General features: G+C 74.2%; 10 protein-coding genes. 7 read left to right on the forward strand and 3 right to left on the reverse strand.

Annotated features, from left to right (window positions below):
- Window positions 1-468 precede the first annotated feature (468 nt).
- A complete protein-coding gene (locus tag QJS33_RS01285) occupies window positions 469-1,146 on the forward strand; it encodes a sirohydrochlorin chelatase (protein WP_306365955.1) in 678 nt (225 codons plus the stop codon).
- 352 nt (window positions 1,147-1,498) lie between these two features.
- Complete coding sequence (locus tag QJS33_RS01290; RefSeq protein ID WP_306365956.1) at window positions 1,499-2,431, forward strand: aminoglycoside phosphotransferase family protein; 933 nt, start codon at window positions 1,499-1,501, stop codon at window positions 2,429-2,431.
- A gap of 44 nt (window positions 2,432-2,475) precedes the next feature.
- On the opposite strand, the gene QJS33_RS01295 is transcribed toward QJS33_RS01290, so the two are convergent.
- Both QJS33_RS01295 and QJS33_RS01300 read right to left on the reverse strand, forming a co-directional pair.
- Window positions 2,476-3,153, reverse strand: a complete 678-nt coding sequence (locus tag QJS33_RS01295) for a response regulator (RefSeq protein WP_306365957.1) — start codon at window positions 3,151-3,153, stop codon at window positions 2,476-2,478.
- Window positions 3,134-5,758: an ATP-binding protein gene (locus QJS33_RS01300; protein ID WP_306365958.1), complete on the reverse strand. Its 2,625-nt coding sequence runs from the start codon at window positions 5,756-5,758 to the stop codon at window positions 3,134-3,136. Before QJS33_RS01300 ends, QJS33_RS01295 begins: the two co-directional genes overlap by 20 nt.
- Before the next feature lie 519 nt (window positions 5,759-6,277).
- On the opposite strand from QJS33_RS01300, the gene QJS33_RS01305 reads away from it, so the two are divergent.
- Together QJS33_RS01305 and QJS33_RS01310 are read left to right on the forward strand one after the other, a co-directional pair.
- On the forward strand, window positions 6,278-6,889 hold the full coding sequence (locus tag QJS33_RS01305) for a hypothetical protein (RefSeq protein ID WP_306365959.1): 612 nt from the start codon (window positions 6,278-6,280) through the stop codon (window positions 6,887-6,889).
- 392 nt (window positions 6,890-7,281) lie between these two features.
- Window positions 7,282-7,881: a hypothetical protein gene (locus QJS33_RS01310; RefSeq protein ID WP_306365960.1), complete on the forward strand. Its 600-nt coding sequence runs from the start codon at window positions 7,282-7,284 to the stop codon at window positions 7,879-7,881.
- A 48-nt stretch (window positions 7,882-7,929) separates the two neighbouring features.
- Here QJS33_RS01310 and QJS33_RS01315 read toward each other — a convergent pair whose 3' ends face one another.
- Window positions 7,930-9,546 (reverse strand): FAD-binding oxidoreductase, encoded by a 1,617-nt coding sequence (locus QJS33_RS01315; protein WP_306365961.1) that lies wholly within the window; start codon window positions 9,544-9,546, stop codon window positions 7,930-7,932.
- Window positions 9,547-9,563: 17 nt separating this feature from the next.
- Here QJS33_RS01315 and QJS33_RS01320 point away from each other — a divergent pair, with 17 nt between their 5' ends.
- From QJS33_RS01320 to QJS33_RS01330, 3 genes are all read left to right on the forward strand, one after another.
- Window positions 9,564-10,151 (forward strand): TetR/AcrR family transcriptional regulator, encoded by a 588-nt coding sequence (locus tag QJS33_RS01320; RefSeq protein WP_306365962.1) that lies wholly within the window; start codon window positions 9,564-9,566, stop codon window positions 10,149-10,151.
- 45 nt (window positions 10,152-10,196) lie between these two features.
- Window positions 10,197-11,723, forward strand: coding sequence for a glycerol-3-phosphate dehydrogenase/oxidase (locus QJS33_RS01325; protein WP_306365963.1), 1,527 nt, complete (start codon window positions 10,197-10,199; stop codon window positions 11,721-11,723).
- 268 nt (window positions 11,724-11,991) lie between these two features.
- Complete coding sequence (locus QJS33_RS01330) at window positions 11,992-12,525, forward strand: ATP-binding protein (protein WP_306365964.1); 534 nt, start codon at window positions 11,992-11,994, stop codon at window positions 12,523-12,525.
- The last annotated feature ends 122 nt before the right edge of the window (window positions 12,526-12,647 follow it).

Below are 12,647 nucleotides of genomic sequence, written 5' to 3' on the forward strand. Positions count from 1 at the left end.
ATGTCAGGCGGTCCGGCGGGCACATTCTGTGGCACGTGCATCCGCACGAGGCGAATGCATGGGAATTACTTTGCCGGGAATTTCTCCAGAGAACTTCCCGGCAAATTCCGGCGTTCCCGGGGATGGTTCCACCGAGGTGTTCTCCGTCATGTCCTACCGATCGGTAACCCCTGTAGGGGGTCGGTTCTCGCGAAGTTCGGCCAGGTGGTGGCCGGAGTGTACGCGAGATGTGGGAGAAGTGTCGGAGGGGCAGGAGAGCCGGTGAGGTGTAGACCACTGTGCGAACAAGTGGACAGGGCCCGGTTTTTCGACGATTGTTATGGTTCACCAAGAGATGCTCTGGTGATAACCATCACAGCCATTGTCCGCTGTTTTCCTGTGCGTAACACGGGGCCACTCCCCTGAAACTGTGCCCCTTTACCCTCGCAGAGAACGGCAGCGATCCGAAAGACGACGAAGGAGCCGCGCATGGTCCCGACGATGGTTCTCGTAGCCGACGACTCGCGTGACGCCCAACGGCGAGAGGCCCTGTGCGGCCTGGCCGAAGCGGTGGCCGGTCGGGGGGAGGCGCCCGTCACGGCCGCCTTCGGCAGCCCCGACGAGGTGGCCGCCGCACTGCGTTCCGTCCGCGGCCCCAAGGTGGTCGTCCCGGCGTTCGTCGCCGGAGGGGACGTCGCCAGCGCCCACCTGCTCTCCCGTCTCGACCTCGGCGGGATGCCCGACGCCTGCCACACCCCGCCCCTGGGCGCGGTGCCCTCGATCGTCGCCGACCTGGCCGCCCGCCTGTCCGACTCCGGCTGGGGGAGCGGGGACGGTGTCGTGCTGGCCGCCGACGGCACCACCGGCACCGAGGAGCGCCAGGTCGTGATGGACGTGGCCCGTATGCTCAGCCGCCGCCTGGGCTCCCCGGTGCAGGTGGGCTACCTGCGCACCTGGGCGCCCTCGGTGTTCGACGCGGTCGACCGGCTGCGCCGCGACGGTCACGAGAACGTGGCGGTCGCCGCCTGGAGGCTCGTGGACGGCCCCGACTTCGACCTCCTGCGCGGACTGGACGTCACCGCCATCACCGCGCCGCTGTGGCCGTCGGAACTGGTCGTGGACACCCTCCTGGCCCAGCACCGGGCGGCGAAGGGGCGGCTCGTGTGAGATGTCCGGAACGACCGCGCGAACCTCACCCGAGGTGACATGATGAACTCCGAGGGTGGTGACGGAGGCGGACCGGGCGAACATCCCGGATCCGGGACGGCCGCGGGCCGTTACCCCCTCGACGGGTCTGGGTATGGGCCTGGAGGGCGGGAACTCCCCGCACCCGCGGCACGGCCCGTACCGTGCCCGCACCCAGGGGGGCGCGCGACCGCCCGGACTGTCCCCTCCCCGACCCCGCGGCCGGGACGCGGGGCACGTGCGACCCGGTGAACGGCCCTGAGCCCCGGAAACGCTCGCGCGTCGGCGGCTCGACCCCGGCAGGCATCGACGTGAGCGGACCGAAGGTGGATGTATGAACGACGTCACGATGCAGTTCGTGGACGAACCGCAGCGCCGTCGGCTGGAACGGCGCTTCGGCGCCCATGTCGGTGACTGGCTGGCCGGACTGCCCGCCGTCGTCGACAAGCTCGCCGCCGAGTGGCGGCTCACCGTCGAGGGCACGGCGCCCCACGGCCGCACCTCGGTGGTCCTGCACGTCCTGGGCGCCGACGGGCGCAAGGGTGTGGTCAAGCTCTCCCCGGACAGCGGCCTGGCGGTCGCCGAGGCCGGGCTGCTGCGCCTGTGGGAGCCCACCGGGAGGGTGCCGCGGGTCTGGGGGCTGGACCCGCGCCACGGCGCGGTGTTCATGGAGCGCGTGGAGGGCGACACCGTCGCGGCCAAGGGAGAGGTCCCGGAGATGGAGACCGTCGGGGCGCTCATCGCCGACCTGCAAGCGGTCGAGGTGTCCCGCGCGCGGCTCCAGGAGCTGCCGCCGCTCACCTCCCGGGTGCAGTTCGTCTTCGACCTGTGGGAACGCGAACGCTGCGAGGGCCCGGCCGCCGAGGCCGTCCCGGCCTCGGTCATGCACCGCGCCCGCGCCCTGGCCCGCGACCTCGCCAACGGCCGTGAGGGGGGCGTCCCCCTGCACGGCGACCTCCACCCCGGCAACGTCATCGACGGGGGAGAGCGCGGCCTGGTCGCGCTGGACCCGCGCGGCTGCCTGGGCGACGGCGCCGTGGACGCGGTGGACTGGGCGATGTGGCAGGCCGGCGACAACGACGAGGTGGAGCGCCGGGTGTCCGTCCTGTCCCGCGTGATGGACGTGGACGCCGAGCGCATGATGCTCTGGGTGCGCGCCTTCGCGCCCTGCCTGGCCGTCTCCAAGATCAACCGGGGACACCTGCGGGCCGGCGAGTTCGACCTGCTCATGGGGCTGGCCGCGGGGGACCCCGCCCCCGCGCGCTGACCCCGGGCCGCGGGGCCCGGCGGCGGCCCCGGACCGGCCCGGGATCAGGTCGTGTTCTCGAACCGGTACCCCCGGCCGGCCTCCGTGATGAGGTAACGGGGGCGGCCCGGGTCGGGCTCCAGTTTGCGCCGCAGCTGCGCCATGTACACCCGCAGGTAGTTCGTCTCGCTCTGGTAGGCGGGCCCCCACACGTCGTGCAGCAGACGGCGCTGGCTCACCAGCTGTCCGGCGTTGCGGGCCAGGATCTCCAGGATGTGCCACTCGGTGGGGGTGAGCCGCACCTCCTCGCCGTCGCGCACCACCCGCTTGGCGCCCAGGTCCACGCTGAAGGAGTCGGTGCGCACCACCGGCGCCTCCTCCGCGCGCACCGACCGCCGCTCCGCCGCCCGCATCCGGGCCAGCAGTTCGTCCATCCCGAACGGCTTGGTCACGTAGTCGTCGGCGCCCGAGTCCAGGCAGCGCACCTTCTCCCCGGCCGAGTGCCGCGCCGACAGCACGATGATCGGGACCTGCGACCAGCCGCGCAGCCGCCGGATGACCTCCAGCCCCTCCATGTCGGGCAGCCCCAGGTCGAGCAGGACCACGTCGGGATTGTGGTCGGCGGCCAGCCGCAGCGCGCGGGCGCCGTCGCCGGCGGTGTCCACGTCGTGCCCGCGCGCCCGCAGGTTGATCGTCATGGCCCGGATGATCTGGATGTCGTCGTCAACGACCAGGACCCGCATCGGTCCCCCTCGCACTCTCGTCGTCCGTGCCGCCGGTACCGGTCGCGGCCTCGTCACCGCCCGGTTCCACCGCTCTCAGGGTGAACACCATCGTCAGCCCGCCTCCGGGGGTGTCCTCGGGCGTGAGGGTGCCGTGCATCGCCTCAACGAAACCACGGGCGACCGCCAGCCCCAGCCCCACCCCCGTGCCCTGGGGTGCGTCCCCCAGACGCTGGAACGCCTCGAACATCCGCTGTTTGGCCTCGTCGGAGACGCCGGGGCCGCGGTCCACCACCCGCAGCTGCACACCGTCGCCGTGGGCGCTGGCCGCCACCAGCACCGGGGTGCGCGGATCGGGGTTGTGGCGCACCGCGTTGGAGACCACGTTGGCGACCGCCCGCTCCAGCAGCCCGGCGTCGGCCACCACCCGGGGCAGGCAATCGGGGACGTCGACGGTGACGGCGCCGTGCGGCAGCCCCAGCAGCGTGATCGGGACGACCTCCTCCAGGCCCACCGGGCCCAGTTTGGGCCGCACGCTGTCGGTGTGCACCCGGCTCATGTCGAGCAGGTTGTCGATGAGCCGGTTGAGCCGGTCGGTGGACTCCTCCACGGTCTCCAGCAGCGCCTCCCGGTCCTCCTCGGCCAGTGTGATGTCGGTGGCCCGCAGGCTCGACAGGCTCGCCTTGATCGAGGTCAGCGGGGTGCGCAGGTCGTGCGAGACCGCGGCCAGCAGGGCGGTGCGTATCTTGTGGCCCGCCGCCTGACGCCGGGCCTCGGCCGCGTCCCACTCCAGCCGCTGGTGCTCCAGGGCGATCCCGATGTGCGCCGCGAACGCCCGCAGCACCCCCCGGTCGGCGGCGGGCAGCACCCGCCCGCGCAGCGCCAGGGCCAGGGTGTCGGAGATCGACACCAGCACGTCCGCCTCCTCGGGGGAGTCGGCCGCGGGGGACCCGACGCTGTGCACCGGCCGCCACCGTTCGCCGTCCAGCGGTCCGCCGTCGTCGCCGCCCCCGTCCTCGGCGGTGGCGTCCACCCGTTCCAGCAGGGTCGCCGACCGCTGCCCGAAGGTCTCCCGGATGCGCCGCAGCAGCGCGTGCAGGGGTTCGTTGCCGGACAGGACGCTGCCGGCCAGCAGCGTCACGGCGTCGGCCTCGGCCCGGGCCCGCGCCGCCTGCGCCGACCGGCGGGCCGCCATCTCCACGACGATCGCCACCAGCGTTCCGACCAGGGTGAACGCCACCAGCGCCAGCATGTTGTCCACCGACACCGAGGGCCGCCCGTGCAGCGGCGACAGCAGGGCGGTGAGCAGGATCGCGCTCCACAGCGCCGACACCAGCGCCGGACGCAGGCCGCCCACCGCCGCCGTGGACACGGTGATGAGGAGCAGCAGCATCGCGTCGGAGGCCGGGCCGCTGTCGGTGAACGGCGGCAGTGCCAGCACCAGGGACATCAGGGTGGGCGCCAGCAGGGCCAGCGACCAGCCCGCCAGCCTGCGGTGCTCGCCCAGCCCCCGCCCCGGCGGCGGCAGCGGCCAGCGCCCGCTGCCCACCTCCTCGTGCGTGACGATGTGCACGTCGATGTCGCCGGACTCACGGGCGACGATCGCGCCCACGCCGGGCCCGAACATGTACTGCCAGGCGCGCCGCCGCGACGAGCCCAGCACGATCTGGGTGGCGTGCACCCCGCGGGCGAACTCCAGCAGCCCCGTCGGCACGTCGTTGGCGACCACCTGGTGGTAGGTGCCGCCCAGCTCGGCGAGCAGCCGCCGCTGCCGCAGCAGATCGTCGCCGGGCGCCCGGGAGATCCCCTGCGGGGGGACCACGTGCACGGCCAGCAGGTGGCTGGGCTGGGGGTGGCCGCCCCGGGAGCGGGCCGCCACCCGGGCGGCCCGGCGGATCAGGGTCTCGCCCTCGGGGCCGCCGGTCAGCGCGACCACGACCCGCTCGCGCGCCTCCCAGGTGCGGCGGATCTCGTGCTCGCCCCGGTACCGGGCCAGCCCCGCCTCCACCTGGTCGGCGGTCCACAGCAGCGCCAGCTCGCGCAGCGCGGCCAGGTTGCCCTCGCGGTAGTAGTCGGCCAGCGCGGCGTCCACCCGTTCGGCCGGGTGGATGTCGCCGTGCGCCATCCGGCGGCGCAGCTCCTGGGGGGTGACGTCGACCAGTTCGACCTCGGCGGCCCGGCGCACCACGTGGTCGGGGACGGTGCGGTCGGGGCGGACACCGGTGATCTGGTGGACGACGTCGTTGAGCGACTCCAGGTGGTGGATGCCCACGGTGGACAGCACGTCGATGCCCGCCTCCAGCAGCTCCTCGACGTCCTGCCAGCGGGTCGGGTTGGGGGAGCCGGGCGGATTGGGCCTGGCCAGGTCGTCCACCACCGCCAGCCGGGGTGTGCGGGATATCACGGCCGCGGTGTCGACCGATCCCGAGGGGTGGAGCGGGACCGACTCCAGCCGGGAGAGCAGCTCTGCCGTACGCTCCCGCCGGTGCGTGTCGACCGCCGTGACCACCACGGAGACGCCGTCGGCGGCCCGGCGGCAGGCCTCGGCCAGCGCGCCGTGCGTGGTGCCGACCCCGGGTGCCGAGCCCAGATAGATACGGAGTTTTCCTCGTCCCACGGCATCCATTGTCGGGCCGCGGGAACGCTCTGTGGCCGGTATCGGCCGGAAAAGCGGGTCCCGTGGGTCGGGGTGCGCGCGCAATCCGTGCAAACCTGTGACAGCGCTTCGTGCGCCGCACGCGGCGTCCTGTTCACCGGGACGCGCCCCCACGCCCGTTCTCCCCCGAGAATCACTGTTCTGGAGTGCCTTCCGATGTCGGTTCAGCCGCCCTACGGCTTCCCGGACCCGAACCAGGGCCACCGCCACCCGCAGGGAGGGCCGCAGGGCCCTCACGGCCAGGGCCACGGGCCCGTGCCGCCGGGATACCCGCAACAGCCGCCGCAGGGCGGGTTCCCGCCCCCCGGCGCCCCGGGAGGCCCCGGGCACCCCGGACCTCCCGGGTACCCCGGCGGCCCCGGCCCCGGTCATCCCGGTGGCCCGCAGGGGCCCTTCCCGCCCGGTGCCCCCCAGGGCGGGTTCCCGGGTGCTCCGGCGCCCAAGCCCAGGCGGACCGGGCTGATCGTCGGCGGCGCGATCGCGGGCGCGGTGGTCCTCCTCGCCGGCGCGGGCGCGGCCGTCGCCCTGAACATGCCGCGGGAGTACGTCTCCTTCCCCGACTGCTACGAGGTCTTCGACCCGGTGATCTTCGAGAACGCGGCACAGGTCACCGGCCTGACGGTCTCCGGCGAGTTCACCGAGGACGACGGTGAGGACCATGGCGACCTCCAGTGCGAGATCGTCTCGGGCTACGGCGACGAGAGCTTCGGCGCGTTCAGCGTCTCGGCGGAGGCTCTCGACCCCGAGGGGGACCAGTGGGAGGAGGCTTTCGGCGCGATCGAGGAGATCCGGGAGGAGGTCCCCGAGCAGTTGTCCCAGGGTGAACGGGGCCCGCTGACCATCGACGGCGAGACGTCCGAGGACGCCATGTGGCGGACCAGTTCCGCCGGGGACACCGGCATCGTGATCGGGTTCGCCGAAGAGTCGGCGTTCTTCTCCGTCGCCACGGCCACGAACGTCTTCTTCGTCGACAACCTGGCGGTGGGCATCGTCTACGGGTTCGAGCCCGGGGACCTTGAGCTGGAAGAGGCGATGGACATGGTCCACTCCCTGGGCGGCGGCGTCGAGACCGCGCTGCGCCGCACGGGCGAGACCGCCTGAACCCGGTGCCCCCGGCGGGATGCGTTCCCGGCGGGGGCGGGTATCCCCCGGGGAGCGGCCCCCGCCGCTCCCGGCAACGACGACGCCCCCGGCGAGGAGGTGCGGCGCGGTCCACACGGGCCGGCGCCGCGGAACCGATGACGTATCCCCCCGACGACCGCTCCTTCCCCGGCCCACCCGGCGGCCGGGCCTTTCCCGGCGGGCCCGGGACCCCCGGCGTTCCCGGGCCGCCCGGATACGGCCCGCCGCCCGGTTCCGGTGCCCGCTTCCCGCCCCCCGGCCCGCCCGGAGGCGGTCCGTATCCACCGTCCGGCGGCCCGTATCCGCCCCCCGGCCCGCCGCCGCGCCGTTCCCGCAAGGGGCTGGCGATCGGCGCCGGCGCGGTCGCGGCGGTGCTGGTGGCCGGACTGCTGGGCTTCGTGGTGTGGGAGGCGGCGGGCGGACGCCCCTACGCCGAGTTGGCCTCCTGCCGCGACCTGCTGCCCGCCCGGGTGGTCGACACCATTCCCGGCGCCGACCGCCCCCGGGCCGAGGGCGGGTACACCCCGGCGGAGGAGGACGAGTGGTATTCCGACAACGACGACCTGGTGGACGCCGGCTACCTCGGTCAGCTGTCCTGCCAGGTCCTGGACCGGGACGACGAGTGGAGCCTCGGCGTCGACGTCTCCCTGTTCGACCACGAGCTCTCCCAGGAGTTCATCGAGGACGACGACGAGAGGTTCGAGGACCGCGTGAGCGACCTGGAACGCGGCCGCGACGACGATGACGTCCTGGAATGGGCGCGCACCTCGGTGGGCGACGGCGGACTCGTGACCCTCCACGACTTCGAGGGCGAACGGTCCGCCAGCGCCGTCTTCCGCGACGTCAACGTGTTCGTGTACGTCCACTACCCGGTCCCCGAGGACGTGGACGACACCGAGGCCGTGGAGTTCCTGGAGGACTTCTCCGGGCAGGTCCGCCGCGGGCTCGCGCGCGACTCGGAGAGGGTCTGACCCGGCCGGACGGGTGCGCGGGCGGCCCGCCCGCGCACCCGTGGCCGGTCAGTCCCGCGCGTCCGGGATGAGCTTGCCCGGGTTGAGCACGCCCTCCGGGTCCAGCGCCGCCTTGACCGCCCGCAGCACCTCGGCGCCCAGCGGGCCGATCTCCGCGGCCAGCCACGGCCGGTGGTCGGTGCCCACCGCGTGGTGGTGGGTGATGGTCCCCCCGTTCGCGACGATCGCGTCGGAGGCGGCGCGCTTGGCGCCCTCCCAGCGCGTCAGCGGGTCCTCGCCCGCCGCCGTCGCCACCGTGAAGTACAGGGACGCCCCGGTCGGATAGGTGTGCGACACGTGGCACATCACCACGACCCCGCCCTCGTCCCCCTCCAGCGCCCCGGTCAGGGCGCCGGTGACGGCGGAGTACAGCGGGAGCAGGTCGGTCCAGCTCGCCGCGGTCTCCAGGGTCTCGGCGAGCACGCCCGCCGACAGCAGGGTGTCGCGCAGGTAGGGGGAGGAGAACCGGTTCTCCCGCCAGTGCGCCACCGGCCCCGCGCCCAGCAGGGTCCCGCCCGCCCGGGACAGCACCTCGCGCACCACCGCGGAGCGGGCGGTGACCTCGGCGTCGGTGCCCTCGAACCCGAGCACGGCCTGGCAGCCCGGCCGCGCCTCGTGCCCGCCCAGGGCGGCGCCCACGAACGTCTCGGACTCGTCCAGGACCCGCGCCATGGTGGGCCGGGTGTCCGACTGGGCCAGGGTGCGCAGGGCGTCCACCCCGGTGACGAAGTCGGGGAACGACCACGCCTCGTCCAGGACCGCCTCGGGGATCGGCCGCACACGTACACCGACCTCGGTGATCACGCCCAGGGTGCCCTCCGAGCCGAGCAGCAGCCGGCGCAGGTCGGGGCCCGCCGCCGACGCCGGGGCACCGCCCGCCTCCAGGGTCCCGCGCGGGGTGGCCGCGCGCAGCGACACCACCATGTCCTCGAACCGGCCGTAACCGGAGGACGCCTGCCCGCTGGAACGGGTGGCGGCGTACCCGCCGATGGTCGCGTACTCGTGGCTCTGCGGCAGGTGGCCGAGCATCAGCCCGTGCTCGGCCAGCAGTGCCTCGGCCGCCGGGCCGCGCACACCCGCGCCCAGGACGGCGGTCATCGAGGTGGGGTCCAGGGAGACCAGCCGGTCCAGGCGGCGCAGGTCCAGTGCCACGACGGAGCCGAAACGGCCGCGCAGCGGGGTCAGCCCGCCCACGACGCTGGTGCCGCCGCCGAAGGGCACCACGGCGATCCGCTCGGCGGAGCAGACCTCCAGCAATGCCTGCACCTCGTCGTGGTCGGCGGGGTACAGGACGGCGTCGGGTGCGGGGTCGGCCGCCCCCGAGCGGCGCAGCAGCAGGTCGGGGGTGCTCTTGCCGCCCGCGTGGCGCAGCCGGGTCGCGTCGTCGGTGCGGACGTGGTCGTCGCCCACGACCGCGGCCAGCGCGGCGCGGGCCCGCCCGGTGAGAACGGGGGGCGCCAGCTCCACCGCCTCCTCGGGGACGGGGGGACGTTCGGTGAGCCGGGCGCGCAGCACCTGGGCGATGAGGTCGCGCAGACCGGGGTCCAGTTCCCGGGCCCGGTCGGGGTCACCCCAGGCGAACCAGCTCATCTCGGGGGCGGTGCGGGGTGTGGTGTCGTCAGCCATGCTCTACAGTTTTACACATGTCGTCAAAACGTAACGTTGAAGACAGCATCCTCGACGCGGCGCGCGCCTGTGTCGTGGACTTCGGGGTGCGCCGCACCACGCTGACCGACGTCGCCCGCCGCGCCGGTGTCAGCCGGCCGACCGTCTACCGGCACTGGCCCGACGTCACGGCCCTGGTCGCGGACCTGCTCACCCGGGAGCTGCGGCGGATCCTCCTGGAGGAGGAGATGGCCGCCGAGCACGACCTCGCCGAGGAGAGCGTTCGGGTCCGGCTGGTGCTGCACGTGGCCGGGGTGGCCCGGGCGATGCTGCACCACCCGCTGTTCACCCGCATCGTCGACACCGAGCCCGAGCTCATGACCACCTACACGTTCCAGCGCCTGGGCACGAGCCACCGGGCCGCCCTGGAGATCCTCGAACCCGTGGTCGCCCAGGGACAGGCCGAGGGGTCGATCCGCGCCGGGGACCCGGCGGTCCTGGCCCGCCTGGTCATGGTCACCGCGCAGAACACCGTCACCTCGCGCCACCTGTTCGCCGACCTCTTGGACGAGGAGGCGCTCGTCGACGAGCTGGCCACCCTCGTCGACGGCTACCTGACCCCCTGATCTGGGCCTCCGCCGACCGCATCCCCCGGAAAGGACCGCTCTCCCATGAGCAGCAGCACCTCCCTGAACGCCGCCCGCCGGGCCGCCGACCTCACCGCCCTGGAGTCCGACCCGAGAATCGACGTCCTCGTCATCGGCGGCGGGGTGACCGGTGCGGGCGTGGCCCTGGACGCCGCCTCCCGGGGGCTGTCCACCGTGCTCGTCGAACGCCGCGACCTGGCCTTCGGCACCAGCCGGTGGAGTTCCAAGCTGGTCCACGGCGGCCTGCGCTACCTCGCCAAGGGCCGGGTCGGCATCGCCTACGAGAGCGCCCGCGAACGCGACGTCCTCATGCGGACCACCGCCCCCCACCTGGTGCGCCCGCTGCCCATGGTCGTCCCCGTCCACCGCGACCTGGGCGGGCTGCCCGGCGGGCTGTTCGCCCGTGCCGGGATGGGCATGGGCGACGTGCTGCGCCGACTGGCCGGGACCCCCGCGTCGGTGCTGCCCCGCCCCCGCCTGCTGGACGCCGCCCGCACCCGTCGGCTCCTGCCCGCGGTGGAGGCCGAGGGGCTGCTCGGCGGCGTCCTGTCCTTCGACGGCCAGCTCGTCGACGACGCCCGTCTGGTACTGGGCCTGGCCCGTACCGCCGCCGGGCTGGGCGCCCGGATCATCACGCGCTGCTCGGCCGAGACCGTCACCACCGACGGCGCCGTGCTGCGCGACGAGGAGACCGGCCTCCCGCTGCCGGTGCGCCCGCGCGCCGTCGTCAACGCCACCGGCGTCCACGCCGACCTGCTCGACCCGGGTGTCCGGCTCAGCCCCAGCCGGGGCAGCCACCTGGTGCTCGACGGCGCCGTCCTGGGGCACCCCAAGGTGGCGCTCACCGTTCCGGTGGCAGGGGCCCCGGGCCGGTTCGTCTTCGCCCTGCCGCAGCCGGACGGGCGGGTCTTCCTGGGCCTCACCGACGAACCCGTCGAGGGGCCCGCGCCGCACGTGCCCGAGGTCCCCGAGGAGGACGTCGACTTCCTGCTGCACCAGGCCAACCGGGCGCTGCGGACGCCGATCCGCCGGTCGGACGTCCTGGGGGCGTTCGCCGGGCTGCGCCCGCTGCTGCACGGTGACGAGGACAGCACCGACCTGTCCCGCGAGCACTCGGTGACGGTCGCCCCCAACGGCACGGTCACCGTGGTCGGCGGCAAGCTCACCACCTACCGGGCGATGGCCCAGGAGGCCGTGGACGCCGCGGTGGCCCGGCACAGGCTGCCCGCCGGTCCCTGCCGGACCCGGACCCTGCCGCTGGTGGGCGCCGCCCCCCGGGAGGAGCTGGACGCCGTGGACGCGCCGCGCCGCCTGGTCGACCGCTACGGGAACGAAGCGCCCGCGGTGCTGGCCGAGGCCGCGGGCGACCCCGCCCTGCTGGAACCGATCGCCGCCGGGATCACCGGGGCGGAGCTGCGGTTCGGGGTGCGCCACGAGGGCGCGCTGGACGTGGACGACCTGCTGGAACGGCGCACCCGCATCGCGCTGGTCGACGCCGACCGCGAGCGCGCCCGGGAGGCGGCGCGGGCGGCGCTCGCGGCCCGGGTCTGACGCCCGCGGCGCCGGGCGGGGCGGTCCCCGGTGGTCGGGTACGGCGGTGCGGGGCGGCCGCGGAGCGCGCCCGGCGGTGCGGGGGAGGGGTTTTCGGGGAGTGCCGAGGAACGCGCCACACCGACATCCCCTGTCCCAGGGGAGCCGGATCGCGTATGGTCATACCGGTCCCGCACCGCCCGTCCCCCGCGGTGCCGTCGGACACTCCCGCAGCCGCCCCCTCCCACGGCTCGCCTGCCCACTGAGCCGCCCGCCCAAGGAGTCAGCCATGCCCTCACTCGTTTCCGTGCCCGCCCTGGCCGAGGCCGAGGACACCGCCCTGGCGGGGGTCCCGGACGAGTACCGGCACTACTTCAACGGTCGTCCGCTGCCCTTCGTCAAACGCCACTGGGAGTTCCCGGGCCGGGCCGCGAACATCCCGCTGGCGCGCGCCTTCCTGGACACCTGCGCGGCCGCCCGTGACAGCGATTTCCGCTACCTCTTCGCGCTCCTGGGCACGGAGCTGGCGACCAACGCGATCAAGCACAGCAGGTCGGGGGAGGAGGGCCAGACCTTCGTGCTGCGGGTGACACGCACCCCCACCGGGCTGACCCTGGTCTGCCGCGACAACGGCACCCCGCACGACGGGCCGCTGACCCCGGTGGTCCCCGCCGCCGACCGGCTCACCGCGGAGAACGGCCGCGGCCTGGCGCTGGTCGACAGCTTCGCCACCACCTGGGGCGACAACGGCCACCCCAGCATCCGCAAGGTCTGGTTCCACCTCGCCTACGACATGACCGGCAGCTCCTGGCCCGCCGCCTGACACCGCCCCCCCACCGCACCCCCGACCCCGGCCCTGACCGGGGTCTTGTCATATCCGGTCGCGGCGTGGGAACATACCGGCCAGTAGGTCGGGTGTGACGCATATCACCGGAAGGCGCGATC

Source organism: Nocardiopsis sp. CC223A, from assembly GCF_030766825.1.
In the GTDB taxonomy this organism is placed as follows: domain Bacteria; phylum Actinomycetota; class Actinomycetes; order Streptosporangiales; family Streptosporangiaceae; genus Nocardiopsis.